Genomic DNA, 26,210 nt, shown 5'->3' on the forward strand with positions numbered 1-26,210 from the left:
AGACTCACGGGTTATCCACGAACAGGTCGTCGAACCGGTGCCCGCCCGGCCCGGCGGCCACCCGAATGTATTCGTCGTAGGGATACGCCCGGTAAAGCTGGGAGGAGGAAAGAGCGAACCAGCCTGAATTGGGGGCTATCTGGGTCCGGTGGCACCGCAGCGCGGCCAGCCGCCGGTCAATTGCGGATTCGCTCAGTGGAATAACGGTATTGATTTCCGCGTCGTCGAAGGCGGAGTCGGGTTGGCTCAGTCCCGGGGCATAGGGGCTGGCCACACCCGCGGTCAGGCACGCCTCGTGCAGGGCCTGGTGCCGGCGCCGGGAGAAGGCCACGTGGAAGACGTCGGGCAGCGGGATCGCGCCCCGCTCCCCCAGCAGCTCCACGCACCGGGTCAGCACCTGGTTCGCGCGGATGTGGTCGGGGTGCGGATCCCGCGTGTGATTCGTGCCATAACCTATGATGACCTGAGGTTTCTCCTTCTCCACGAGGACGGCGAGGCGCTCGGCCGCGACGTCGACGGGGGCCTTGACGAACGCGTCGTCGCCGCCGGCCGCGCCGTCGAAACCGGAGTCGGCCCAGCCCAGCGAGTGCACGGTCGAGTAGCCCAGCACGCGGGCGCTGGCGGCCAGCTCCCCGGCCCGCTGGGCGGCCAGCGTCCGGCCCTCGGGCAGGGTTCCGAAGTCCGGATTGAGTATTTCCCCTGCGGCGCCGTCCGTACAGGTCACGAGAACGGCCTGGACGCCCTGCGCCGTGTAATGCGCAATGGTGGCTCCGCCGCGCGAGACTTCATCGTCGGGATGGGCGTGTACGGTGAGAATCTTCCGCTGCATGACCCACAAGCTACCGCGCCGCGCAGGAATGCGCAGCAATGCTTGACGAAAAGATTCTGCGACACCTAGCATCGTTGGCCATTGCAGCGTTCATTTCAGAACTCCGGTATTGGGGGACGTAGCGAGTGTCCGACTTAGCCATCGTCGACGACTGGCCCGCGCTGCGTCGAATTGCGATTGACGCGGTTCCCACCGGCCGCAACCCCGAGCTGAAATGGCTCGCCGACCACCCCGAGGGCACCCCGGCCTACGCCCTCCACCTCGCCGACCCCGTCGAGGGCGCCCCCGAGGGGCTGCGCAGATACCTACGGGACGCCTGGGACGAACCGCTCGACAGCTATGTGCTCTCGCACCACGGTCTGCCGGAGCTGCGCCAGGCGATGGAACGGTGGTTCGCCGACGACGAGAACTGGCCGAGCCGGCGCCGCCTGCTCACGACGGCGACCATGACCGGCACCGGCCCCGCCATGTACGACCTGCTGCGCACGATCAAGGCCCGGGAGCCGGACGGCCCGATGGCCGCGCTGGTCCCCCGTCCCGGCTGGGACTACCGCCTGTTCGCCCACGACGTCGGTTACGAACCGATCGGCTACCACGTCCCGTTCACCTCGCCCACCGGCCCGGAGCCCGGCGACCTGGACCGGGCGGTGGAGCAGGCCCGCGCCAGGGGCCTGCGGCCCACGGTGCTCGTGCTCAACCCCCAGCACTACGCGACCGGCGGCAACTGGACGGCGGAGTTCGTCCGCCACGCGCTGGGCCTCGCCGACACCCTCGGCATGTGGGTGCTGGTCGACAACGCGTACCACGGCATGACCGCCGCCGGCACCCAGCCCACCAGCACGGTGCGCCTCGCCCTCGACGAGGGCTTCGAGGAGCGGCTGATCCATGTCCGCACCCTCGGCAAGCAGTTCGCCTGCAACGGCTGGGCCGTGGGCAGCGTGACCGCGATGCCCGACGTGATCGACGAGTTCGCCCACCGCTGGCGGGGCTTCCGCGAGTACCCGGGCCACGCCCGGGAACAGGCCGCGTTCGCCGGGTGGCTGGCCGACCCCGAGAGCCGCAAGTGGGCCGACGAGCGCCGCGAGGCCATCCGCAGCAACGGCGACGCCCTGCTCGACGCCCTCGCCGGCATCTCGGACACCACCCGCTACTGCCACCGGGGTTCGCCCTTCCTGCTGTTCGAGGTCCCCGAGGGGTGGACCCAGGAGTCCTTCCGGCAGCGCCTGTTCGCCGACACCGGCGTCCTGCTGGCCAGCGCCCAGATCCCCTACGCCCCCGACTGGGTCAAGGTCTTCCTCGGCCGCCGCCCCGACCGCTTCCTGCCCGCCGTCGAGACCCTGCGGACCCGCCCCTCCGGCGCCTGGCAGCCCCGCTGACCCGACCCTCACCCGCCTTGCGGCCCCACTGACCCGACCCTCACCCGCCTTGCGGCCCCGCCGACCCGGCCTCCCGCGCCCGGCACCCCCGCTGCCCCGGCGGCCCGCCTCGACCGGTCCGGGTCAGCCGCCCCGGCACGACACCCCGTCGGCACGCACACCGGCCTCGAAGAGAGCCGGTATCCAAGGAGAGACGCAATGACATCCCCCACCCGCGGCGCCACCCCGCCACGCGTCGGCATCATCGGCACCGGACTCCAGGCCGGCCGGCGGATCTCGGTGGCCGGGGCGAACGTGGTGGCGGTCGCCGGGCACGACGCCGCCGCCGGAGAGGCGTTCGCCACCCGGCACGGGATCCGCGCCGAGAAGGACTGGCGCGCCCTGGTCGGCGCCGCCGACCTCGACGTGGTGCTGGTCTGCACCCCGCCCCACCTGCACGCCGAGATGACCATCGCGGCGCTGGAGGCGGGCAAGCACGTGCTGTGCGAGAAGCCGTTCGCCCGCACCGGCGCGGAGGCCGAGCGCATGGTCCACGCCGCCCGCACCCACGGCAAGGCGCTGGCCTGCGGGTTCAACCACCGCCACCACCCGGCCCTGGCCGAACTGCGCCGGCTCGTCGACGAGGGCCGGCTCGGCCGCGTCCTGTGGGCCCGCTGCGCCTACGGCATCGGCGGCCGCGACGGCTACGAGAACGAGTGGCGGGCCGACCCCGCCCAGGTCGGCGGCGGGCAGCTCATGGAGCAGGGCATCCACGCCGTCGATCTGCTGCGCACCCTGCTCGGCGAGGTGGAGTCCACCACGGCCGTGCGCAACACCGCCGTGTGGCCCGCGATGGCGCCCCTGGAGGACGACGCGATGATGCTGCTGCGGCACCGCGGCGGCGCCATGGCGACCGTCCACTCCACCCTCACCCAGTGGGTCAACCTGTTCCGCCTGGAGATCGGCGGCGAGCGGGCCACCGCGGAGGTCCAGGGCCTGGCCGGCTCGTACGGCCCGCAGACCCTGACCGTGTGGGACCGCACGGACGGCCCGTTCTCCGCCACCCGCACCGAATTCCGCGGCGGCGACCGCTCGTGGCAGCGGGAGTGGGACGACTTCCTCCGGCTGCTGGACGACCCGTCGGACCTCGGCTCGGCCGAGGACGGCGCGGCGGCGGTCCGGGTGGTGGAGGCCGCCTACCAGGGCGCGCGGGACCTGAACTGGGCCGCACCCGTCACCAGCGGGACGGGGAACGCCGCCCCGGCCGACCTCGCGCCGCCCTCCCCCCTCCTCGCCGAGGTGCTGGACCTGCTCCACCCCCTGCTCCCGGCCCCCGAAACCCCCCTCACCCCCGGCACCCGCCTGTTCAGCAGCAAGCTGCTCGACAGCCTGGCGCTGGAGGAGATCCAGGCCGCCATCGAGGCCCGGTGGGTCCCGCTGCCGCCCGAGGAGCTGACCCTGGCCAACTTCGACACCCCGGCGGCCATCGCCGAGACCATCGCCCGCACCCGCGCGTAAACCCAAGGAGCACCCACAGTGAACTCAGTAAAGGACCTGCTCGTCGCCGCGTCCGACCACACCTCGGCCCTGCAGAGCGGAGACATCGAGCGCGCCGCGCAGCTGGTCTTCCGCACCTGGCAGCACGGCGGCACCGTCATATCCTGCGGAAACGGCGGCTCGGCGTCGACCGCCTCGCACTTCGCCGCCGACCTGGCCAAGCTGACGATCGTCCCCGGCCGGCCGCGGCTGCGCACCCTGTGTCTGAACGACAACGCGTCCGCGTTCTCCGCCTGGACCAACGACGAGGGCTTCGACACGGTCTACACCGAGCAGGCCGAGCCGTGGCTGGACGACAAGGCGACCCTCATCACCTTCTCCGTGCACGGCGGTTCGCGCCCCACCGACGCCTCGGCGGTCTCGTCGAACTTAGGCAAGGTGGCCCGGCTCGCCAAGGACCGCGGCAGCTCGGTGATCGCGGTCACCGGCTTCGACGGCGGGGCTGCCGGTGACATCGCCGACGCGCACATCAACGTGCCGCACCACACCGAGCCGGTGGCCACCCCCCTGATCGAGTCCCTGCACGTGCTCGTCCATCACGCGCTGTGCGTCGGTGTCCGCCAGCTCATCCAGGAGGACGCCAAGTGACGCGCTACTTCGTGACCGGCGGGGCGGGCTTCATCGGCAGCCACTTCGTCGAGCGGCTGCTGTCGGAGGGCGGCACGACCTCCGTCGTCGCCTACGACGACCTCAGCAACAGCACCACCGAGTGGATCGAGCCGCTGCTGAAGGACCCGCGGCTGACCTTCGTCGAGGCCGACATCCTGGACACCCCGCGGCTCACCGCCGCGATGTCCGGCGCCGGGATGACGGACCGCGACCTGGTGATCCACCTGGCGTCCAGCGTGGACATGCGCAAGGGCCTGAGCGACTCGTCGTTCGACCTGCGCCAGTGCGCCAACGGCACGTTGTCGGTGCTCGACGCGATGCGCGAGGTCGGCCCCCGCAAGGTGGTCTTCTCCTCCAGCTCCACCGTCTACGGCGAGCCCACCGTGCTGCCGACGCCCGAGCACGCCGGGCCGTACGCGCCGATCTCGCTGTACGGCGCGGGCAAGCTGGCCGCCGAGGCGCTGCTGAGCGCCTTCTGCCACCTGTACGGCTTCACCGCGCACGCCTTCCGGTTCGGCAACGTCGTGGGCGGCCGGATGAACCACGGCGTGATCTACGACTTCATCGTCAAGCTCACCGAGGACCCCACCCGTCTGCACATCCTCGGCGACGGCCGGCAGCGCAAGAACTACTTCCTGGTCGAGGAGTGCGTCGACGGCATCCTCACCACCAGCGAGAAACTCGGCGAGGGCTTCCACGCGCTCAACCTCGGCAACCCGGGCACGGTCACGGTCGACGAGATCGCGGCCATCGTCATCGACGAGATGGGCCTGACGGACGTACGCACCACCTACGAGGGCGGCTCGCGCGGCTGGCCCGGTGACGTCCCGGTGGTCGAGTACGACCTGAGCAAGCTGAACGGCCTCGGCTGGACCGCCCGGCACGGCTGCGCCGAGGCCGTCCGCGAGTGCGCCCGCCGGCTGCTGGCCGAGCGCGGGTGGACCCGGCCGTGACCCCCGACCACCAGGGCGGCGCCGGGCCCCGGCCGGCGGACGTCTCCGTCTGCGGACTGTGGCACCTGGGCACCACCGTCGCCGCCGGACTGCTGCGCCGCGGCCACCGGGTCGTGGGCCACGACCCGGACGACGGGCTGCGCCGGACCGCCGGCCGCGGCGAGGCGCCCACCGGCGAGCCCGGCGTCGGCGACGCACTCGCCGCGGGACTGCGCGAGCGGCGGCTGCGGATCACCGCGGACCCCGCGGACTGGGCGCGTTCGGCGCTGTGCCTGCTGACGTACGACAGCGCGGTGGACGCCGAGGGTGGGGTGGCCGACGACCGGCTGGACGCCGCCGTCGCGGCGTTCGCCGAGCACGCCCCGCCCGGGGCCGTGCTGGTGGTGCTCAGCCAGGTGCCCGCCGGCACCCACACCCGGTGGCGCGGCGGCCCGCTCGCCGGACGGCCGGATCTGCGCCTGGTCCACGTGCCGGAGAACCTGCGGCTCGGCGAGGCGCTGGCGGACTTCCTGGAGCCGCCGCGCCTGGTGATCGGCGCCGAGGACGCGGACGCCGCCCGGCAGGCCGCGGCCCTGTTCCCCACCGTCGAGCCGGCCCGGGTCTCCCTCACGGAGGCCGAGTTGGTCAAGCACGCCACCAACGCCTACCTCGGGCTGTGTGTCGCCTTCGCCAACGAGCTGGCCTGGATCGGCTCCCGGCTGGGCGCCGACCCGACCGTGGTGGCCCGGCTGCTCAAGACCGACCCGCGGATCTCGCCCAGGGCCCCGCTGCTGCCCGGTGCCGCCTTCTCCGGCAGCACCCTGCAACGGGACCTGGTCGCCCTGCGCCGCCTGGGCGACGAGCACGGCCGGTCCGAGCTGTTCGCCACGGTGCTCGACGCCAACCGGCGGCACGCCCACTTCGCCGTCGACCTGCTGCGCGCCCACTACGGCGAGCTGGCGGGACGGCGCGTCGCCGTGGCCGGACTGACGTACAAGCCGACCACGGGGACGCTGCGGGACTCGCTGCCGCTGCGGCTGGTGCGCGGCCTCCTCGCGGAGGGCGCGGTGGTGTCGGCGTACGACCCGCTGGCCGAGGAACTGCCCGGCGACCTGGCCGTGGAGCGGGCCGGATCGCTGGCCGCGTGCGTCAAGGGCGCGGACGCCCTGCTCATCGGCTCGGCGCTGCCGGAACTGGCCGGTACGGACTGGTCCGGACTGGCACCCGCCGAACGCCTGGTGGTCGACGGCTGCGTGGCGCTCTCCCCCGAGGTGCTGCGCGCCGCGGGCTGGCGCTACCTCGGCATGCGGCCGGCCGCCGCGGACGGCTGACCGCCCAGGATGAGGTCGACGGCGGCGGCGGTCGAGGTCACCCGCTCGTAGGGCGGCCGCGGGGCCCGTTCGCGGTACCCGCGGTCGATCCACACCGCGCGGCAGCCCGCCCGGTGCGCGGCGCCGATGTCCCGCCAGCGGTCGCCCACGACCGTGCAGTGCGCGAGATCGGCGCCGAGGCCGCGCGCGGCCTCGACCAGCAGACCGGGGCCGGGCTTGCGGCACGCGCACCCGGAGTCGTCGTCATGGAAGCAGGTGAAGAAGGAACGGGTGGACAGCCCCAGACCGTCGGCGACCGCGCCGTTGATGCGGTGCACCGTCTCCTCGGTCATCAGCCCCCGCGGCACGTCCGGCTGATTGGTCACCACGGCGACCCCCCAGCCCGCCTCGGTCAGCCGGCGCACCGCGTCCGGCGCGTCCTCGTCGAGCCGTAACTCCGGCAGCGACCGGGGCGGATACGGCCGGCCGTCCCGTACCAGGGCCCGCACCAGCACACCGTCCCGGTCGAAGAGCACCGCGGGCCGTGAACCGCTCATGTTGCCTCCAGAGTCAGGAAGTTCCGACATGCATCATGACCCAACCGCCCACTCCGACGGCCTGACGGCGGCGGACCTGGTCCTGTCCGCGCAGGACTACGACTTCCTGCTGATCGAGCGCCCGGACTTCCCCGGGGTGATCGGTGTGGTCCATACCTACCGCGGGCGGGCGGACGCGTCCGCGGTCCGCAAGACGCTCTCCCGGCTCGCCCCCTACCTGGGCCGGCTGGGCGCGGTGCTGCGCAGAGCACCCCAGGACGCGGCCGAGCCGTACTTCGAGCCGGTGCCGTTCGACCCCGGCGCCCAGGTGGAGGAGTGGGCCACGGACGAGGAGTGGCCCGGCGCCGTACTCGCGGAGATCACCCGGCGGCAGCTGCCCGCCGACCGGCCGCTGATGCGGGTGCACGTCATCCAGGGCCCCCGCTCCTGGTGGCTGGTGTTCAGCTTCCACCACGTCACCATCGACGGCGCCACGATGGGCCGCCTGCTGCGCACCGACCCGGACCGCGACCCGGTCCCGCCCGAGCCCGCCCCCCTCACCGCGGAGACGGCCCTGCGGGTACGGCGCGACGCGCTCGACGCCACCCTGCCCGTCCGCACGGACGACTCCGCCACGGCGGCCGAGGGCTTCCCCGCGATCCTGCCCCCGCACTGGCGGCACCGGTCCCTGGCCACGGTCACGCTCGACGACCGGTGGCGGCGGCTGCGCGAGCGGACCGGCGCCACCAAGGGCGCCCTGGCCGCCTGGCTGTCCGGCGCGGCGATCGCGGGCGCGGTCACCGCGGCCCGTGGCGGCTGCGCCACCCTCGGCCTGAACGTCACCGTCGATCTGCGCCGCGCCTCCCCGCCCCCCATGGGCGGCAACTGGACCAGCACGATCCTGTGCCCCTGGACCCCCCGGGCGGAACCGGGCGAGAACCTGGCGGCGATCGGCGCCCGGCTGAGCGGCGCGGACCGGACCGAACTGGCCCGCCAGGCCCTCGCCTACGAGCACGAGAGCCGGGACGTGCCGTACGCCGTGCGCAGGGAGGCGGCGGCGGGCTGGGGCGAGAACAGCTTCATCGTCACCCCGGACGGGCAGCGCGCGGACTGGCACGCGATGGTGACCGTCCTGCCCCGACTGCCCGCCTGGCACGAACCGGACGAGTGCACGGGCCACTTCGTCCTGCCCGGCGCCTGGCTCGGCGCCCCCTGGTCACTGACCTGGGGAGTCGGCGAGGACAGCGCCTCGGTGTGCGCCCTGTCCAGCTCCCCCGCGGAGCCCGCCCAGGCCCTCGTCGACGCCCTGCTCCGGGCGGCGGACAACCCACCGGTCCTGCCCTCCGCCACTCCTGCCTGACCGGCCATCACCCTCCACGAGACGGGACGACAGACATGAAGAACTACGACGAGAAGACGTACGGCGACCAGATCGCGGACGTCTACGACGAGTGGCCGGGGGACGCGGGCCCGCCGCCGGACGGCAGGGAGGCCGCCGCGTTCATCGCCGCGCTGGCGTCCGGCCGTCCCGTGCTCGAACTCGGCGTCGGCACCGGCCGGGTGGCGTTCCCGCTGGCCGAGCTGGGTGTGGAGGTGCACGGTGTGGAGTCCTCCGAGCCCATGCTGGACAAGCTGCGCGAGAAGGCCGCGGCGCACCCCGACGGCCGGCGCGTCGTGCCCGTGCTGGGCAACTTCGGCAAGCTCGATCTGGGCGGGCAGCGGTACTCCGTCGTCTTCGCGGCGTTCAACACGCTGTTCTGCCTGCTGAGCCAGGACGAGCAGATCGACTGCATGCGCCAGGCCCGCGAACTGCTCGGTCCGGGCGGCACGTTCGTCGTGCAGTGCCTGAACCCGGCGGGCCAGCAGCTGGCGAACGGCAGCACCTTCGGCACCGTGGAGCTGGAGGACCACGCCGTCCACCTGGAGGCGAGCAGGCACGACCCGCTGGCCCAGACGCTCAGCGCCCACCACATCGTGCTCAGCGAGGACACCGGTGTCCGCCTCTTCCCGTACCGCCTGCGCTACGCCTATCCCGCGGAGCTGGACCTGATGGCGAAGGTGGCCGGGCTGGAACTCGTCGAGCGGCACGCCGACTTCGAACGCGGGCGCTTCACCGCGGCCAGCCGGTACCACGTCTCGGTGTACCGAGCGGCAGCGTCGGCATGAGCGAGGCGGAGTCCCTGGCCGGCACCGCCTTCAGCACGGCGGCACGGCTCGGCGCGGACCGTACGGTGGTCCAGCTGGTCCGGACGACGGTCGAGGACACGGTGGTGGACGCGGCGGTGGACGCTGACTCCGCGCCAGGGCACGAGCGCAGCGACCGGTTCGAGATCGCCGTACGGGTCCACCGGGACGGAGCCGTCGGAGTCGCCGGCGGCCCGCTGCTGGGCCGGTCCGGCGTCGTCGACCTGGCCGAACGCGCGGTGGAACTGGCCCGCGCCTCGGCCCCGGGCCGCCCGGGCATCCCGGCGCGGCACCCCGCGCCCGCGGAACCCGAGGAGCGCTCCTACCGCGGCCCGGTGGCCGTGGACCCCTTCGCGCTGTCCCCGGGCGAACGGGCCGAGCCGCTGCGCGAGGCCCGCGCCCGGGCCCTCGCGGTCCCGGGCTGTACGCACGCCGTGGCCAGGGCGAGCGCGTACCGGCGCGACAGCAGGCTGCTGTCCAGCGACGGCGGCCGGCTCCGTCTGGAGCTGACCCAGGCGGGAGGCTGGGTCAGCGCCGGGGCCGACGGCCCCTCCGGCCCGGCCACCCGCAGCTACCCCGAGCGCACCGGCCGTCACGACCAGGGCGGCTGGGAGCACGTCCTGGCGCTGGACCTGCCCGGCGGCGCCGAACGCGCGGCCCGCGAGGCGGTCCTGCTGTCCCGGGCGAAGCCCTGCCCCTCCGGCACCGGCCCCGTGGTGATCGACTCCAGCCAGCTCACCCTCCAGATCCACGAATCCATCGGCCACCCGCTGGAGCTGGACCGGATCCTGGGCTGGGAACTGGACTACGCGGGCGGGTCGTTCGTCGGCCTCCCGGACGTGGGGCACCTCGCCTACGCGTCGGACCAGGTGACCGTGGTCGCCGATCCGGTCTCCGGACGCGGCGTCGGCAGCATGCCGTGGGACGACGAGGGCACCCCGACTGCGGTGACCCCGCTGATCGACCGGGGCCGGCTGGTCGGGCTGCTGAGCAGCGCCACCAGCACGGCCGCGGCCGGGCTGCCGCCCGCCCCGGGCAGTGCGCGCACCGAGGGCGCGGGCCTGTCGCTGGTGCGCATGACCAACATCAATCTCCAGCCGGGGTCCGGTTCCCTGGAGGACCTGCTGTCCGACCTGGGTGACGGACTGTTCCTGCGCGGCAACCAGTCCTTCTCCATCGACGACGACCGGGACCGCTTCCACTTCTCCTGCGAGCTGGCCTGGAGGGTACGCGGCGGACGGCTGGTGGAGCCCCTGCGGGCGCCCCGCTATCACGGCCGCACGCTGGACTTCTGGCGCTCCTGCCGACGGGTCGCGGGCCCGGAGGAGTGGGCGATGCACAGCGTGACCTTCTGTATGAAGGGCAACCCCATCCAGACGGCCCGGGTCGGCCACGGAGCGGCCCCGGCCCTGTTCTCGGAGGTGTCGTACGGCTCCTGGGAGTGACCCCCGGGGCCGGGGTCCTCACCTTCCGCGCTGCTGCCTCGGTGGCCCGCCCCCCGGTGACGGCCTGCCGCCACGGCCGCCCTGGGGACGGCCGCCCCCGGGACGGCCGCCCGCGCCCGTATGCGGTCGCGCGGGCTGATGCGCGGCGAACAGCGCCGCCCAGTCCCCGGCGTCCAGATCCTTCACCCGCGTCTCGGGGAAGACTTCGGCCCGCCGCAGCCAGTCCGCCGGCTTGCGCACGTTCACCCGCCGGGCGGCCTCGCCGATCGTCAGCTGACCGGTGTTGAACACGGCCCCGACCAGTTCCTGGTACGCGGTTCGGTCCCGCCAGGGCACGAGCGGATCGCGGCGGGGATCCACGAAGAGCGTCGCGGTGTCGGTCTTGGGAACGGGACGGAAACAATGACGGGGAAACTCGAGCCCCAGATGGAACGTGAACCAGGGGCTCCACTGCGCGTTGAACAGATTCCCGCCCCAGGCGCCGGCCCGCTTGCGGGCGAACTCCAGCTGGAGCAGGAAGACGCCTTCGACGAAACGGTGCGGGCCGTAGCCGAGGCAGGTGCGCAGAATGTCGGTGCTGGCCCCGAAGGGCAGATTTCCCACGATCCGGAAGTGTTCGGCGTCCGGCCGCCAGGACAGGAAGTCCTGATTCACCATGGTCACGTGCGCGGGCAGTTCCTTGGCCAGCAGTTCCGCCCAATGGCCGTCGATCTCCACCACGGTCAGCGGCTCGCCGCGCCTGGCCAGCTCCTTGGTGATCATCCCGGAGCCCGGGCCGACCTCCACGATCGGCAGCCCCTCGACGACGTCGATCTGCGAGGTGAAACGACGCACGGCCGTACCGGACTTGAAGAAGTTCTGCCCCCAGACGCGGCGCCGCTCGTCCGCGTTCCCCGGCACCGCCGGTCCGCCGCCGCCACGGCCGCGTCCCGCACTCGCGCCCCCGGCCTGACGTAACCCGGCCGCACGCCGGCTTTCCGAAGCACCTTGTCCGGCCGGTTTCCTGCCCTGACCCCGGCCTTTCCGGTGCGTCGCTCCCCACTCGGTCATTCGGCCAGCCTAAGCCATATGTTCTGACGCACCGCCAAAAACGGGTCACGCGACCGGATTTGAGCCTGACCAGCCGTCAGCGCCTCTTGGGAACACAGGCAGAACACAATTAATTGAAGATCGAAACTATCGGAATCAGTAATTCCGCCATCCCGGTCACAACCAGCCGGACCGCCTTATCGCGGCCACACCCAAGGCGCCGAGACACAGACACCGACCGACCGCCAACTGTCGATCACGAAACCCCGGCCGCCCCGGGGCACCCGCACCCGCACCCGCACCCGGAGAACGCAAAGACCCCAGATCAGACATCTGACCTGGGGTCCCACTGGAGCCGCTTTCGGGATTCGAACCCGAGACCTACGCATTACGAGTGCGTTGCTCTGGCCATCTGAGCTAAAGCGGCGCGTCGTCCGCACTATGGTGCGATCGGCGACGTCGGTAAGTCTACACAGTTTCCGGGAGTGCTTCGCACCAGCCCCCGGGCGGGGCCCCGGGGCCGGCGCGGCTGCCGGTGACAGGCCGGCGCGGGGTCAGGAGCAGCGCTTCCCGTCCGCCGGCGGGGTGCCGCGCAGGAGGTAGGCGTTGATCGTGCGGTCGACGCAGTCGCTGCCACGGCCGTAGGCGGTGTGGCCGTCGCCGTCGTAGGTGAGGAGGCGGCCGGAGGAGAGCTGACCGGCCAGCGACTCGGCCCAGCGGTAGGGGGTGGCGGGGTCGCGGGTGGTGCCGACCACGATGATCGGCTTCGCGCCCTTGGCCTCGATGCGGTGCGGCTCCCCGGTGGGCGCGACCGGCCAGTACGCGCAGTTCAGCGCGGCCCAGGCCAGGCTCTCACCGAAGACCGGGGAGGCCTTCTCGAAGGCGGGCAGCGCCTTGCGGACGTCGTCGGGGCCGTCGAAGGAGGGCGGGAGGTCGAGGCAGTTCACGGCGGCGTTGGCGAACATCAGGTTCGAGTACGCGCCGTCCCCGTCCCGCTCGTAGTAGCTGTCGGAGAGCACCAGCAGGCCCGCGCCGTCGCTCTCCTTCATCGCCGAGGCCAGCGCCTCGCGCAGCTGCGGCCAGGCCGACTCGTCGTACATCGCCGCGATCACCCCGGTCGTGGCCAGGGACTCGCCGAGCCTGCGGCCGTCCGCGTCACCCGCGGGGATCGGCCTCGCGTCCAGCTTGTCGAAGAACGCCTTGAGGTTCTTCCCGGCCTGCCGGGGGCTGGTGCCCGGGCCGCCGAGCGGGCAGTCGGTCTGCCGCACACAGTCCTTCGCGAACGCCTGGAACGCGGTCTCGAAGCCGGCCGCCTGGTCCAGGTTCATCCGGCGCGCGGGCAGGGATGGGTCCATCGCGCCGTCCAGCACCAGCCGGCCCACCCGCTGCGGGAAGAGCCCGGCGTACGTCGCCCCGAGGAAGGTGCCGTACGACGCCCCCACATACGTCAGCCGCTCGTCGCCCAGCACCTCCCGCAGGATGTCCATGTCCCGCGCCGCCTCGACGGTGGACACGTGCCGCAGCAGCTCCGGCGCGTCCGCGCCGCACCCCTCGGCGAACTTCTCGTACGCGTCGACCAGCCCGTCCGTCTCCCGCTGGTCGTCGGGGGTGACGTCCGTCTGCGTGTACGTGTCCATGTCCGGCCCGTCCAGGCATTCGACGGGCTCGCTGCGGGCGACGCCGCGCGGGTCCACGGCCACCATGTCGTACCGCGCGCGGACCTGGGCCGGATAGCCGATCCCGGCGTACATCTGGAGGTACCCGATCGCCGAGCCGCCCGGCCCGCCCGGGTTCACCAGCAGCGAGCCCAGCCGCTCGCCGGGCCCGGTGGCCTTCTTGCGGGCGACCGCGAGCCGCACGTCGTCCTTGCCGGGATCGGCGTAGTCGAGCGGGGCGCGCAGGGTGGCGCACTCGAACCCGGGGGCGCCGCAGGCGCGCCAGCTCAGCTTCTGGCCGTAGTACGACGCCAGGGCGGACGGGGTGGCGCGGGGCAGGGCGGTCAGCGCGGCCTCGCCCGCCTGCGCCGCCCGCGCGGCCGAGCCGACGGAACTCGTGGAACTTCCGGTGCTGCAGGCGGAGAGGACCAGCGCCGCGGCGGCGAGGAGGACGGCTCCGGTACGGGACCTGGACCTGGACCTGCGGTGGGGACGCCTTGAGTTCATTCAGCGAGCGTAACGCTGCGCGACGATCCGTACGCGGTCCGTGCGAGGCGTGCCACGGACGGGTGGCGGTTGTCCAACGGATGAGGTACGCCGTCAATCCGTCGACGGGATTCACCCTGGCTCTCTCCGCCCGGGCCCGGCGTTCAGCCCGCTCTCAGCGCCATCGTCATCGCCTCCACCGCGAGCAGCGGAGCCACGTTGCGGTCCAGGGCGTCCCGGCAGGCGCCGATCGCCTCGATCCGGCGCAAGGTCGACTCCGGGGAGCTGTCGCGGGCGATCCGCTCCAGGGCGTCCTCGGCGTCGGTGTTGGCCAGGGCGATGCGGGAGCCCAGCTGGAGGGCGAGCACATCGCGGTAGAAGGCGGTGAGGTCGGTCAGGGCGAGGTCGAGGCTGTCGCGCTGGGTTCGGGTGCGGCGGCGCTTCTGCTTGTCCTCCAAGTCCTTGATCACACCCGCCGTGCCGCGCGGCATCCGGCCGCCCTGCACCGCGCCGAGGGCCGTCTTCAGCTCCTCGGTCTCCTTGGCGTCCATCTCCTCGGCGAGCTGCTTGGCGTCCTCCGCGGCGGCGTCCACCAGCTCCTGCGCGGCCTTGAGCGCGCCGCCGACGTCCGCGACGCGCAGCGGCAGCTTCAGCACCGCGGCGCGGCGCCCCCGCGCGGCCGGGTCGGTGGCCAGGCGCCGGGCCCGGTCGACATGACCCTGGGTGGCCCGGGCGGCCGCGGCGGCGACCTCGGGGTCGATGCCCTCCCGGCGGATCAGCATGTCGGTGACGGCGGCCACCGACGGCGTACTCAGGTTCAGGTGGCGGCAGCGGGAGCGGATCGTCGGCAGCACGTCCTCGATGGACGGCGCGCACAGCAGCCAGACCGTGCGCGGAGCGGGCTCCTCCACGGCCTTCAGCACCGCGTTGGCCGACTTCTCGTTCAGCCGCTCGGCGTCCTCGACGAGGATGACCTGCCAGCGGCCGTTCGCCGGTGAGGTGAACGACTTGCGGACGGTGTCCCGCATGTCGTCGGCGAGGATCTGGGTGCCGACGGCGGCGACGGTGGAGACGTCGGCGTGGGTGCCTACCAGGGCCGTGTGACAGCCGTCGCAGAACCCGCAGCCGGGCGCCCCGCCCAGCGCGCGGTCGGGGCTGACGCACTGCAGCGCCGCCGCGAACGCCCGGGCCGCCTGTGTACGGCCCGCGCCCGGCGGTCCCGTGAACAGCCACGCGTGCGTCATCTTCGACGCCTCCGGCAACGGCGCGTCGGCCGCGACCGCGGTGACCAGGGCGTCGGCGTCCCGAGCCGCGGCCTCCAGCTGCGTGCTCACCCGCTCCTGCCCGACGAGGTCATCCCACACCGACATGGGCCACCGTGCCCTTCCGTCCCGCTTCCGATACGCCCTCCATTGTGCGGGGCCCCACTGACAACGGGGGACGCCCGCACACCGGCGGAGGCGGAGGCGGAGGCGGAAGCGGAGGCGGAGGCGGAGGCGGAGGCGAAGTCAGGGCCGGGGACCGGCTCCGACCGAGGCCGGCGGCGGCACCGCGTGGCTCAGCGGCCCTTGCCCCGCCCGCCCCCGCGGCGCCCCTCGTCCCCGCGCTCGTCCTCCCGCGGACCCAGCAGTTCGTCCGCCAGTGTCGGCAGGTCGTCCAGCGGGGTTTCCTCGGCCCAGTCGGACCGGGGGCGGCGCGGTGCGTGGCCCTCCGCGTCGACCTGGGGCAACTCGCGCGTACGGTCGTCGGAGCCGTCGGCGGGCCCGGCCTCGCCCCGCTCGTCACGGAAGAAGCCCCGCGGAACCCGGTCCGCCGGACCCTCCCCGCGCACCGGGGGCAGCACCGCCGTCTCGTCGGCGGCCCCCGGCACGACCGGCGGCAGCACCGCCGTCTCGTCCACGGCACCCGGCGCGGCCTCCGCCACCGGCGGCTGCGGCAGCTCGGCCGTCACCTCCGAGTCGGGGTCACGCCGCCGCGCGTCGCGCTCCCTCACCGGCCGCAGCACCGTCGTCGCGTCGTCCGCCTCGCCCTCGGGCCGTACCACGGGCGTCGGCACGGTCACCGCCTCCGCCGGAGCCGCGGGAGCCACCGGCGCGGGCGGCTTCGGGCCCGCCTGCGCGGCGGCGGCGGCCTGCTCGGCCGCCCGCCGGGCCTCCTCCGCCCGCAGCAGGGCCTCTTCCGCCTTGCGCTGCTTCTCCAGCCGACGCGCCTCGGCCTCGGCCCGCAGCCGGGCCTCCTCCTCGGCCTGCCGGCGGCGCCGCTCCTCCTCGGCCTTGCGCCGGGCCTCTTCCTCGGCCCGCGCCTTCTCCTCGGCGAGCAGCCGCTGCCGCTCCTCCTCCGCGCGCCGGCGCGCCTCCTCGGCCCGCTGCCGGGCCTCCTCGGCCTGCCGTTCGGCCTCGCGCCGCTGCGCCTCCTCCAGCTCGCGCCGCTTGCGCTCCTCCTCCTCTGCGCGCAGCCGGGCGAGCTGTTCCTGGCGCTCGCGCTCCAGGCGCTCCTCCTCGGCCTTGCGGGCGGCCTCTTCCTCGGCCTTGCGGCGGGCCTCCTCCTCGGCCTTGCGGCGGGCCTCCTCGCGGGCCTCGATCTCGGCCTGGGAGAGCGGCAGCACCTGGTCGAGCCGGGCGCGGATGACGGTGGTGACGGCCTCGGGCTCCTGCCCGGCGTCGACGACGAGGTAGCGCCCGGGGTCGGACGCGGCGAGCGTCAGGAAACCGGACCGCACGCGCGCGTGGAACTCCGCGGGCTCCGACTCCAGCCGGTCCGGCGCCTCGGTGAACCGCTCGCGGGCGGTCTCCGGCGCGACGTCCAGCAGCACGGTCAGGTGCGGGACGAGCCCGTCGGTCGCCCAGCGGTTGATGCGGGCGATCTCCGTCGGGGACAGGTCGCGTCCCGCGCCCTGGTAGGCCACGGACGAGTCGATGTACCGGTCGGAGATGACGACCGCGCCCCGCTCCAGCGCGGGCCGCACCACGGTGTCCACGTGCTCCGCGCGGTCCGCGGCGTACAGCAGGGCCTCCGCGCGGTGCGACAGTCCGGCGCTCGACACGTCGAGCAGGATGGACCGCAACCGCTTGCCGACCGGCGTGGCGCCCGGCTCGCGGGTGACCACGACCTCGTGGCCCTTGCCGCGGATCCACTCGGCGAGCGCTTCGGCCTGGGTGGACTTCCCGGCGCCGTCGCCGCCCTCCAGGGCGATGAAGAAGCCGGACCCGGCGGGCGCCTGCACGGGGTCGTCGCCGCCGAGCACCGCGTCCCGCAGGTCGTGCCGCAGCGGCACTCCGGAGCGGTCGTCGAGCTTGGCGAGGACCAGCGCGGCCACCGGCAGCAGCAGCGCGCCGACCAGCATCAGGGTGAACGCGGCGCCGCCGTGCGCGAAGACGAACTTGCCGCTCTCCAGCCGGTGCGGCCCGATCAGCGCCGCCACCAGGGGCGCGAGCAGCGCGCCGAGGGCCACGAACACGCGGACGACGGCGTGCAGGTGCTCGGTGGTGCGGGCCCGCCGGTAGTCCTCGGTCTCCTGGTCGAGCAGCGCGTGCCCGGTGTTGGCGGCCAGGCCCGCGCCGGCACCGGCCAGGACGACGATCAGCAGCACGGTGGTGACGTCCGGGACCAGCCCGGCGGCCAGCAGGGCGACACCGGTGAAGGCGACGGCCAGCGCGAGCATGCGGCGCCGCGACAGCGACACCAGCATCTTGGGCGCCGTACGGATGCCGACGACGACACCGCCGGTCAGCGCGAGCACGAGCAGGCCGTACGTGACCGGGCCGCCGCCCAGGTCCTTGGCGTGCAGCACCGACACGGCGACCGCGGCGGCGACCGCGCCCGCGACGGCGGCGCAGGCGAGCACCAGCAGCGGGATCGCGCCGGTGCGGCCCTTGTCGGCGCCGGCGCCGGTCTTCGGGCGGCGCAGGCCCTCCAGCGGCGACCGCGCGCGCGGGGTGCGCGCAGTCGGCAGGTCGAGGAAGGTCAGGACGGACAGGGACGCGGCGAACAGGCCGGCCGCGACATACGAGCCGAGGGCCGCCTGGTGCTGGGAGAACCAGTCGACACCGGCGCCGAGGAGGTTGTTGAGCAGGGCGGCGGCGACGAGCACGGCGCCCGCGGCGGGGATCGCCACGAAGCTCGTGCGCAGCGACAGGCGGCGCAGGGCGTCCAGGTGGTCGGGCAGCGGCCGTACCGTCGCGCCCTCCGGGGGCGGTGCGGGCAGCAGGGCGGGCGCGGCGCTCTCCCGGCACACCGTCCAGAACCGCTCGGCGACTCCGGTGACGAAGACGGTGACCAGGAGCACGGCCAGCGCGTCGTCCGGCGTCCAGTCGATCCACAGCGGGGCGATGATCAGCAGCGCGGCCCGCACGCCGTCCGCGCCGACCATGGTCCAGCGGCGGTCGAGGGGGCCGTCCGGGGAGGTGAGCGAGGTGAGCGGGCCGAGGAGGACGGCGCCGAAGAGCAAGGTGGCCAGAATGCGCGCCCCGAAAACGGTCGCCACTGCGAACGCAACGCCTCGGTAACCGCCGCCGAAGGCGCCCGAGGCGATGGCCGCCTGGAGGGCGAGGAGGACCAGCACGAGAAGAGCGAGGACATCACCGACCCCGCTCACCAGCTGTGCGCTCCACAGCCGTTTGAGCTGCGGCTGGCGCAACAGGGAACGGACTGCGCGCTCGCGGGAGTCCGCGACCAGCGCGTCGTCGGGGTCCGGGTGAGGGGCCGTTGGCTGCTCGGCTCGCGTCATGCGTTCAGCCTATCGGGCCGCACCGACACTCCGGGGCGCGCGTCCGAACGCCCGCACGCCTCGACACCCGAACGTTGCCGGACCGTTGGGTTTCGCGAACGCCGGACGGGGAAGGCCCGTCCGGCGTTCACCAGAAATCACCCACGCGAGGTCAGTCCTCGGACGCCGCCTTGGAGGCCGTCGCCTTCTTCACCGCCGTCTTCTTCGCGGCGGTCGTCCTGGCGGCGGTCTTCTTCGCGGCCGTCGTCTTCTTCGCGGCCGTCGTCTTCTTCGCCGCCGTGGTCTTCTTGGCGGCCGTCTTCTTCGCGGCCGTCGTCTTGGCCGCCGCGGTCTTCTTCGTGGCCGCCTTCTTCGCCGTCTTCTTGGCGGGCGCCTTGGCCCGCTTCTCGGCGAGCAGCTCGAAGCCCCGCTCCGGCGTGATCGTCTCGACGCTGTCACCGGAGCGCAGGGTCGCGTTGGTCTCGCCGTCGGTGACGTACGGGCCGAAGCGGCCGTCCTTCACCACGACCGGCTTTCCGCTGACCGGGTCCTCGCCCAGCTCCTTCAGCGGCGGCTTGGCGGCCGCGCGGCCACGCTGCTTGGGCTGGGCGTAGATCGCCAGCGCCTCCTCCAGCGTGATCGTGAACAGCTGGTCCTCGGTCTGCAGGGACCGCGAGTCCGTGCCCTTCTTCAGGTACGGGCCGTAGCGGCCGTTCTGCGCGGTGATCTCCTGGCCCTCGGCATCGGTGCCGACGACGCGCGGCAGCGACATCAGCCTGAGCGCGTCCTCCAGCGTCACCGTGTCCAGCGCCATCGACTTGAACAGGGACGCCGTGCGCGGCTTGACCGCGTTCTTGCCGGTCTTCGGGGTGCCCTCGGGCAGGATCTCCGTGACGTACGGACCGTAGCGGCCGTCCTTGGCGACGATGGTGTGCCCGGTGGCCGGGTCGACGCCCAGCTCGAAGTCGCCGCTCGGCTTGGCGAGCAGCTCCTCGGCCAGCTCGACGGTCAGCTCGTCGGGCGCCAGGTCCTCGGGGATGTCCGCGCGCTGATGGCCGTCGGTGTCCTTCTCGCCGCGCTCGATGTACGGCCCGTAGCGGCCGACCCGCAGCACGATGCCGTTGCCGACCGGGAACGACGACACCTCGCGCGCGTCGATCGCGCCCAGGTCGGTCACCAGCTCCTTGAGGCCGCCGAGATGGTCCCCGTCGCCGTTGCCGGCGTCGGCGGCGGCGCTCTCGGCGGTGCCCTCGCCGAAGTAGAACCGCTTCAGCCACGGAACGGCCTGCGCCTCGCCGCGCGCGATGCGGTCGAGGTCGTCCTCCATCTTCGCGGTGAAGTCGTAGTCGACGAGCCGCCCGAAGTGCTTCTCCAGCAGGTTGACCACGGCGAAGGACAGGAAGGACGGCACGAGGGCCGTGCCCTTCTTGAAGACGTAACCGCGGTCGAGGATCGTGCCGATGATCGACGCGTACGTCGACGGGCGGCCGATCTCCCGCTCCTCCAGCTCCTTGACCAGCGACGCCTCGGTGTAACGGGCGGGCGGCTTGGTGGAGTGGCCGTCGACGGTGATCTCCTCCGCCGTCAGCGGGTCGCCCTCGGTGACCTGCGGCAGCCGGCGCTCGCGGTCGTCCAGCTCGGCGTTCGGGTCGTCGGCACCCTCGACGTAGGCCTTGAGGAAGCCGTGGAACGTAATCGTCTTGCCGGACGCGCTGAACTCGACGTCCCGCCCGTCGACGGCGGTGCCACCGATCTTCACGGTGACGGAGTTGCCGGTCGCGTCCTTCATCTGGGAGGCGACGGTCCGCTTCCAGATCAGCTCGTACAGCTTGAACTGGTCGCCGGTCAGACCCGTCTCGGCGGGCGTGCGGAAACGATCACCCGAGGGGCGGATCGCCTCGTGCGCCTCCTGCGCGTTCTTGACCTTCGCGGCGTACGTTCGCGGCTGCGGCGGCAGGTAGTCGGCGCCGTACAGCTGCGTGACCTGGGCGCGGGCGGCGGAGATCGCCGTGTCGCTCAGCGTCGTGGAGTCCGTACGCATGTACGTGATGTAGCCGTTCTCGTACAGCTTCTGCGCGATCTGCATCGTGGCCTTCGCGCCGAAGCCGAGCTTGCGGCTGGCCTCCTGCTGGAGGGTCGTCGTACGGAACGGGGCGTACGGCGAGCGGCGGTACGGCTTGGACTCGACGGAGCGGACCGAGAAACTGGTGTCCTCCAGCGCGGCGGCGAGCGCACGGGCGTTCGCCTCGTCGAGGTGGAGGGTGTTCGCGCCCTTCAGCTGCCCGAGGGAGTCGAAGTCGCGGCCCTGTGCGACACGCCGGCCGTCGACCGTCTGGAGCCGTGCGACCAGCGACGACGGGTCGGACGGGTCGCCCGCGCGGCCGGTGGCGAAGGTGCCGGTCAGGTCCCAGTACTCGGCGGAGCGGAACGCGATGCGCTCCCGTTCCCGTTCCACGACCAGCCGGGTCGCGACGGACTGCACACGGCCCGCCGACAGCCGCGGCATGACCTTCTTCCACAGCACCGGCGAGACCTCGTAGCCGTAGAGGCGGTCGAGGATACGGCGGGTCTCCTGGGCGTCGACGAGCTTCTGGTTGAGCTGGCGCGGGTTGGCCACGGCGGCCTGGATCGCGGCCTTGGTGATCTCGTGGAAGACCATCCGCTTGACCGGGACCTTCGGCTTCAGCACCTCCTGGAGGTGCCAGGCGATGGCCTCGCCCTCGCGGTCCTCATCGGTGGCGAGGTAGAGCTCGTCGGACTCCTTCAGCAGGTCCTTGAGCTTCTTGACCTGGGCCTTCTTGTCGGCGTTGACCACATAGATCGGCTCGAAGTCGTGCTCGACGTCCACGCCGAGGCGGCGCACCTCGCCGGTGTACTTCTCCGGCACCTCCGCGGCGCCGTTGGGGAGGTCGCGGATGTGCCCGACGCTCGCTTCGACTACGTAGCCGGGGCCGAGGTAGCCCTTGATCGTCTTCGCCTTGGCAGGCGACTCGACGATGACGAGTCGGCGGCCGCCCTGTGCGGTCTCGCTGGTCGGGGACAACTTCGCTCTTCTCTCCGGTCGACGCTGTGGCCTCCCCAGGCCTTCTCGTTCCCGGGGTCGGGTGGTGGTGACGCTGCGGAGTGTGACGGTACATCCCGCCCCGTTGTCAAACGGGAAAACCCGCAACGGCCACTCGAACGGTAACCCGACTTCCGCCATTCCTGCCGCCCGGTGTGTCCGTGGCCGCTTTCCGGCCGATCCGGAGCGATGGCCTCCTTCTCACCGGGGCAGCGCTCCTTCCATGATGCTCACAGCCGTGTGAAGCACCATGCCCCGACGGCGAGCGCGAGCACCGCGACGACGCCGGCGAGGGCCGCCGATGCGACCGGACTCACACCGTGCGCGACCGGCTTCCCCTGCCGGGCCCGCACCCCGGTCCACACCAGCAGGCCCCCTCCGAACAGGGCGAACACCATCCCCGTGAAGATCGCCGACCCGTTCTCCATGCTTCCCGTGCCCCCAGCTCCGCGTCCGTGCGTGCCCCGCCGCCCGGAGGCTGACACGCCCGGGCTGCGCGGAGGCGAAGCTGCGGTGAACGCGGGGCCGACGACCGCCCGCGCGGGTCGCCGAACGGCCCCGGGAGGTGCCGGAGGGGTCAGACGGCACCGGGCGCGGAAATCTTTCCGGTCGTCTTTTCGTTGTCGACCCGGCTGACCGTGCAGACCACCTTGGTGAAGCCCTTCTCCCAGTCCTCCTCGTCGGCCATCCAGCCGAAGACGGCCCGCTCGGAGCCGGGCGCCCAACTCGACTCGAACTTGTTCCCGCACAGCTTGGTCGCGTTGTCGCCCGCCTTGTCGTAGCTCATCCCGGCGGGCGCCTGCGCGGTGCCGATGACCTGGTCGGTGTGGGGTTCCGCGCAGTCGGTGAGCGGTGCCTCGTAGCCGTCGTCCAGGTCCTTGTAGACCCAGCAGTCGCCGACGCTCATCTGCCCGACCCACAGATCGGTGCCGGTGTCGCGGAAGCGGCCCACCTCACCGCCGATCGCCGCGTGCCGGCCGAGCACCAGGCAGGCCGTGCCACCGCCGGCCGCCTCGAAGCCCTCCCGGGTCGGCAGCACGGCGTAGCCGCCCGCGTCGGGCAGCGCCTCGACGACCGCGCGGCTCTGGTCCGCGCACCGCCGCGCCCCGTTCGCGCGCGCGTCGGCGTGGTCGGCGGCCGTGTCGACGGCCACGACCTGGCCGTCCGGCCAGTCGTCGGCGCAGTCCACCACACCCAGGTTCGGCGGCGACTCGAACGGCGTCCCCGTCCACACGGCCCGCACGCAGTCCCCGGCCGTCAGCGGCTCGGTCAGCCCGACCGCCTCCCCGTACGGCAGCACGGGCCCCGCCGGCGACGCCGAGCCCTCGGCGCGACTCGCCGAGGGGGAGGCCCCGCCCGCGGTGTCCTTCTTCCCGCCGCCGTCCCCCTTGGGCGAGAGCACGACCCAGCCGCCGAGCCCGATGGCGAGCACGACGGCCAGCACCAGACCGGTGACCAGGGCCAGCTTGCGGCGGTCGGTCCCGGGCGGGGGCGGCGGTGCGGGCTGGTGGGCCCTCCCCGGCGGATACGGCGGCTGCCCACCGGCGGCGTACGGGGCGCTCTGGGTCGGCGCGTAAGGGGCGCTCTGTGTCGGCGCGTACGGGGCGTACGGATTGCCCGGCGTCGGGGTGGACGGCCGGCCCGGCGTGGCGGGACCGCCCGCGCCGGCGGGGGTGGGCGGGGTCTGCGCGTACGCGTACGGCTGTCCCGGTGCCCCGGGCCCGCCCGCGCCCGCCGGCGTGTGCGGCGTCTGCGGTGTGCTGGGCGAGGCTGCGGACGCGCCCGGCGTCTCCGGCGTTCGCCGCGCCCCGGCCTCCCCGCCCCCGGCCCCGAACCCCGCCGGCGGCGGCCCGAACCCCTGCGGAGCGGCACCGGACCCACCGGCCCCGGCGCCCCCACCGGCACTCTCGCCACCGGCACCGGCTTCCGCCGCCACCACCCGCTCCAACCCCCGCGCCACCGTCTCCGGTGCCCACCTGCGGACCGGGTCCTTCACGAGCAGGCCCTGGAGTACGGGGGCCAGTTCGCCCGCCCGCGCGGGCGGTGTGGGTTCCTCGCCCAGCAGGGCGGTCAGGGTGGCGTACTCGCCGTTGCGGTCGAAGGGGCCGCGGCCCTCGACCGCGGAGTACAGGGTGGCGCCGAGGGAGAACAGATCGGCGGCCGGGGTGGGCGGCTCGCCGCGGGCGCGTTCCGGCGCCAGATAGCCGGGCGTGCCGAGGATGTTGGCGGTGGCGGTGAGCCGGGGCTCGGGGGACTCGGGCTGGAGGGCGATGCCGTAGTCGGTGAGCAGCACGCGCGCGTGGGGATCGCCGGTGGCGTCCGGGGCCAGCAGGATGTTGGCCGGTTTCACATCCCGGTGCAGGATGCCGATGCGGTGCCCGGCGGCGAGCGCGTCCAGCACGGCCAGGCCGATGCGGGCCGCCCGCGCGGGCGGCAGCGGGCCGGACCGCCGGATCACCGCCTGGAGGTCGACCGCGTCGGGGACGTACTCCATGACGATCCACGGCAGTCCCTCGTGAACCACCACGTCGTGCACGGTGGCCACGTGTGGGTGGCCGCGCAGCCGTGCCGCGTGCCGGGCCTCGCTGCGCGCCCGCGCGATGCGCTGAGCGGTCCCGTCCTCGTCCACCGGCCCGTCCGGCAGCGCGATCTCCTTCAGCGCGACATCGCAGGTCAGCTCCTGGTCGTGGGCGAGCCACACCCGGCCCATGCCGCCCGCGCCGAGCGTGCGCAGCAGCCGGTAGCGCCCGTTGATGACCCTGCCGTCGCCCTGACCCGGCGTCTCCCCCGCCATCATGCCTCCCCCGAGACAGCGCGCCTCCCCGAGGCCGCGTGGCCGTTCGTCCCTCCGAAGGTAGCTTCGCACCCACCACTGACAGGAGCCTTTTCCCGAAGCGATCCCGTAAAGGTGGAAACGTCGGTCCCGGGCGCACCGGCGGTCTCAGGAGTGACGGCGGGAGGGCATCACGCCGGTTCGAGGAACCCCTGCTCCACCAGCAGCCGGATCTGCGCCGGCGTACGGTCGCGCAGCAGGACCGGGTCCTCGCCGACGAGCTGGGCGATCGCGTCCAGGATCCGCCCGGCGGTCAGCGAGCCGTCACACACGCCGGCGAAGCCCGCGCCCACCGTGTCGACCCTGGTGGCCCGCCGCATACCGCGGTTCTGGCGCAGCACCACATGCTCGGGGTCCTCGGCGCCGGGCAGCCCGACCTGCTCCTGGACGACCTCGGGGGCGAGCCGGAAGCGCTCCTCCAGCAGGGCGGCGTCGTCATGCGCGCGGAGGTAGTCCAGGCGGGCGAAGTGCGCCCGGACCGTCTCGCCGAGCGGCTGCTCGACCGGGTGCGGCCATTCCTCGACCGTGACGGACGGCTCTGCTGAGGCGGTCCGGCGCAGGGTGATCCAGCCGAAGCCGACGCCCTTCACCTTGCGGGCCTCGAACTCGTCCAGCCAGGCGTCGTACCGCGCCTGGTACGCGGCCGGGTCGCCGCGGTGGTCGCCCGCGTCCCGCAGCCACAGTTCGGCGTACTGGGCGATGTCCTGCACCTCGCGCTGCACGATCCAGGCGTCGCAGCCGCGCGGCACCCACGACCGCAGCCGGTCCTGCCAGTCCTCCCCCTCGACGTGCTGCCAGTTGGCGAGGAACTGCGCGAACCCGCCCTCGTTCAGTCGCTCCCCCGCCTGCTGGACGAGCGTGCGGCACAGATCGTCCCCGCCCATGCCGCCGTCCCGGTAGGTCAGCCGGGCGCCCGGCGAGATCACGAAGGGCGGGTTGGAGACGATCAGGTCGTACGTCTCGCCCTCCTCGACCGGCTCGAACAGCGAGCCCTCCCGCAGATCGGCGGCGGGGGCGCCGGACAGGGCGAGGGTGAGCGCGGTGATGTGCAGCGCGCGCGGGTTGACGTCGGTCGCGGTCACCCGGGTGGCGTGCTGGGCGGCGTGCAGCGCCTGGATGCCGGAGCCGGTGCCCAGGTCGAGGGCGGCGGCCACGGGGGTGCGCACGGTGATCCCGGCCAGCGTCGTGGAGGCGCCGCCGACACCGAGCACGACGCCCTCGTCATGGCGTCCGATGCCCCCGGCGCCACCGACCGCGCAGCCCAGGTCGGAGACGATGAACCAGTCCTCGCCGCCGGGCCCGCCGTACGGCCGTACGTCCACGGTGGCCGCCAGCCCGTCCTGGCCGGCCCGCGCCAGCCAGCCGCTCTCCAGGCACTCCTCGACGGGCAGCACGTCCGCCACGCGCGCGTGCGGCACGGGCTGCTGGAGCAGGAACAGCCGGACGAGCAGTTCCAGGGGGGTGTCCCCGCGGGTGGCGCGGAGCGCGGGGACGGTCTCGCTGCGGGCCAGCGCCGCGTACGCGGAGGCGCCGAGCAGGTCGAGCAGTCCGTCGGCGGTGAAGGAGGCCCCGAGCAGGGCCTCCCGCAGCCGGGCGGCGGCCTCGGGGCGGTCGGTGGCGGGCAGGGGCGGCGGCGAGGAGAGGCTGGCGTTGCTCACCACCCCATTGTGTCGGCTCCCGCCGA

The 26,210-nt window shown here is 73.6% G+C and carries 18 protein-coding genes and 1 tRNA gene; 8 read left to right on the forward strand and 11 right to left on the reverse strand.

Annotated features, from left to right (window positions below):
* Window positions 1-4 precede the first annotated feature (4 nt).
* On the reverse strand, window positions 5-829 hold the full coding sequence (locus VE614_RS00510) for a PIG-L family deacetylase (protein WP_324930043.1): 825 nt from the start codon (window positions 827-829) through the stop codon (window positions 5-7).
* A 125-nt stretch (window positions 830-954) separates the two neighbouring features.
* On the opposite strand from VE614_RS00510, the gene VE614_RS00515 reads away from it, so the two are divergent.
* The 5 genes from VE614_RS00515 to VE614_RS00535 all read left to right on the forward strand — a co-directional run bounded on the left by VE614_RS00515 (window position 955) and on the right by VE614_RS00535 (window position 6,613).
* Complete coding sequence (locus VE614_RS00515; RefSeq protein WP_324930046.1) at window positions 955-2,205, forward strand: pyridoxal phosphate-dependent aminotransferase; 1,251 nt, start codon at window positions 955-957, stop codon at window positions 2,203-2,205.
* A 198-nt stretch (window positions 2,206-2,403) separates the two neighbouring features.
* Window positions 2,404-3,702, forward strand: coding sequence for a Gfo/Idh/MocA family oxidoreductase (locus VE614_RS00520; protein WP_324930049.1), 1,299 nt, complete (start codon window positions 2,404-2,406; stop codon window positions 3,700-3,702).
* A gap of 18 nt (window positions 3,703-3,720) precedes the next feature.
* A complete protein-coding gene (locus tag VE614_RS00525; protein ID WP_324930053.1) occupies window positions 3,721-4,329 on the forward strand; it encodes an SIS domain-containing protein in 609 nt (202 codons plus the stop codon).
* A complete protein-coding gene (locus tag VE614_RS00530; protein ID WP_324930056.1) occupies window positions 4,326-5,303 on the forward strand; it encodes an NAD-dependent epimerase/dehydratase family protein in 978 nt (325 codons plus the stop codon). The genes VE614_RS00525 and VE614_RS00530 overlap by 4 nt, the downstream gene beginning before the upstream one ends.
* Window positions 5,300-6,613 (forward strand): nucleotide sugar dehydrogenase, encoded by a 1,314-nt coding sequence (locus VE614_RS00535; protein ID WP_324930059.1) that lies wholly within the window; start codon window positions 5,300-5,302, stop codon window positions 6,611-6,613. The genes VE614_RS00530 and VE614_RS00535 overlap by 4 nt, the downstream gene beginning before the upstream one ends.
* Here the strand turns inward: VE614_RS00535 and VE614_RS00540 are convergent.
* Window positions 6,577-7,149: an HAD family hydrolase gene (locus tag VE614_RS00540; RefSeq protein WP_324930062.1), complete on the reverse strand. Its 573-nt coding sequence runs from the start codon at window positions 7,147-7,149 to the stop codon at window positions 6,577-6,579. The two genes, VE614_RS00535 and VE614_RS00540, sit on opposite strands and share 37 nt — an antisense overlap.
* 28 nt (window positions 7,150-7,177) lie before the next feature.
* On the opposite strand from VE614_RS00540, the gene VE614_RS00545 reads away from it, so the two are divergent.
* Genes VE614_RS00545 through VE614_RS00555 form a run of 3 tightly spaced genes read left to right on the forward strand, consistent with a single transcriptional unit; the run spans window position 7,178 to window position 10,757 of the window.
* On the forward strand, window positions 7,178-8,488 hold the full coding sequence (locus VE614_RS00545; RefSeq protein WP_324930065.1) for a wax ester/triacylglycerol synthase domain-containing protein: 1,311 nt from the start codon (window positions 7,178-7,180) through the stop codon (window positions 8,486-8,488).
* Window positions 8,489-8,523: 35 nt separating this feature from the next.
* Entirely contained in the window at window positions 8,524-9,294 is a 771-nt protein-coding gene (locus tag VE614_RS00550; protein ID WP_324930069.1) for a class I SAM-dependent methyltransferase, read from the forward strand.
* Entirely contained in the window at window positions 9,291-10,757 is a 1,467-nt protein-coding gene (locus VE614_RS00555; RefSeq protein WP_324930072.1) for a TldD/PmbA family protein, read from the forward strand. Before VE614_RS00550 ends, VE614_RS00555 begins: the two co-directional genes overlap by 4 nt.
* Window positions 10,758-10,775: 18 nt before the next feature.
* On the opposite strand, the gene erm is transcribed toward VE614_RS00555, so the two are convergent.
* From erm to VE614_RS00600, 9 genes are all read right to left on the reverse strand, one after another.
* The gene (gene erm / locus VE614_RS00560; protein ID WP_349256425.1) at window positions 10,776-11,807 is read right to left on the reverse strand and encodes a 23S ribosomal RNA methyltransferase Erm; all 1,032 of its coding nucleotides are present in this window, start codon (window positions 11,805-11,807) and stop codon (window positions 10,776-10,778) included.
* A 329-nt stretch (window positions 11,808-12,136) separates the two neighbouring features.
* Window positions 12,137-12,213: transfer RNA gene (locus tag VE614_RS00565), tRNA-Thr, on the reverse strand.
* 127 nt (window positions 12,214-12,340) lie between these two features.
* The gene (locus VE614_RS00570) at window positions 12,341-13,948 is read right to left on the reverse strand and encodes an alpha/beta hydrolase (protein WP_324930075.1); all 1,608 of its coding nucleotides are present in this window, start codon (window positions 13,946-13,948) and stop codon (window positions 12,341-12,343) included.
* A 143-nt stretch (window positions 13,949-14,091) separates the two neighbouring features.
* Complete coding sequence (locus VE614_RS00575; protein ID WP_324930078.1) at window positions 14,092-15,297, reverse strand: DNA polymerase III subunit delta'; 1,206 nt, start codon at window positions 15,295-15,297, stop codon at window positions 14,092-14,094.
* A gap of 188 nt (window positions 15,298-15,485) precedes the next feature.
* On the reverse strand, window positions 15,486-18,653 hold the full coding sequence (gene tmk / locus VE614_RS00580) for a dTMP kinase (RefSeq protein ID WP_324930081.1): 3,168 nt from the start codon (window positions 18,651-18,653) through the stop codon (window positions 15,486-15,488).
* 151 nt (window positions 18,654-18,804) lie between these two features.
* On the reverse strand, window positions 18,805-21,675 hold the full coding sequence (gene topA, locus VE614_RS00585) for a type I DNA topoisomerase (protein ID WP_324930084.1): 2,871 nt from the start codon (window positions 21,673-21,675) through the stop codon (window positions 18,805-18,807).
* A 248-nt stretch (window positions 21,676-21,923) separates the two neighbouring features.
* The gene (locus VE614_RS00590) at window positions 21,924-22,121 is read right to left on the reverse strand and encodes a hypothetical protein (protein WP_324930087.1); all 198 of its coding nucleotides are present in this window, start codon (window positions 22,119-22,121) and stop codon (window positions 21,924-21,926) included.
* Window positions 22,122-22,270: 149 nt separating this feature from the next.
* Window positions 22,271-24,487 (reverse strand): serine/threonine-protein kinase, encoded by a 2,217-nt coding sequence (locus tag VE614_RS00595; RefSeq protein ID WP_324930090.1) that lies wholly within the window; start codon window positions 24,485-24,487, stop codon window positions 22,271-22,273.
* A gap of 170 nt (window positions 24,488-24,657) precedes the next feature.
* Window positions 24,658-26,184 (reverse strand): class I SAM-dependent methyltransferase, encoded by a 1,527-nt coding sequence (locus VE614_RS00600; protein ID WP_324930093.1) that lies wholly within the window; start codon window positions 26,182-26,184, stop codon window positions 24,658-24,660.
* Window positions 26,185-26,210 lie beyond the last annotated feature (26 nt).

Source organism: Streptomyces sp., from assembly GCF_035645055.1.
GTDB lineage: Bacteria > Actinomycetota > Actinomycetes > Streptomycetales > Streptomycetaceae > Streptomyces.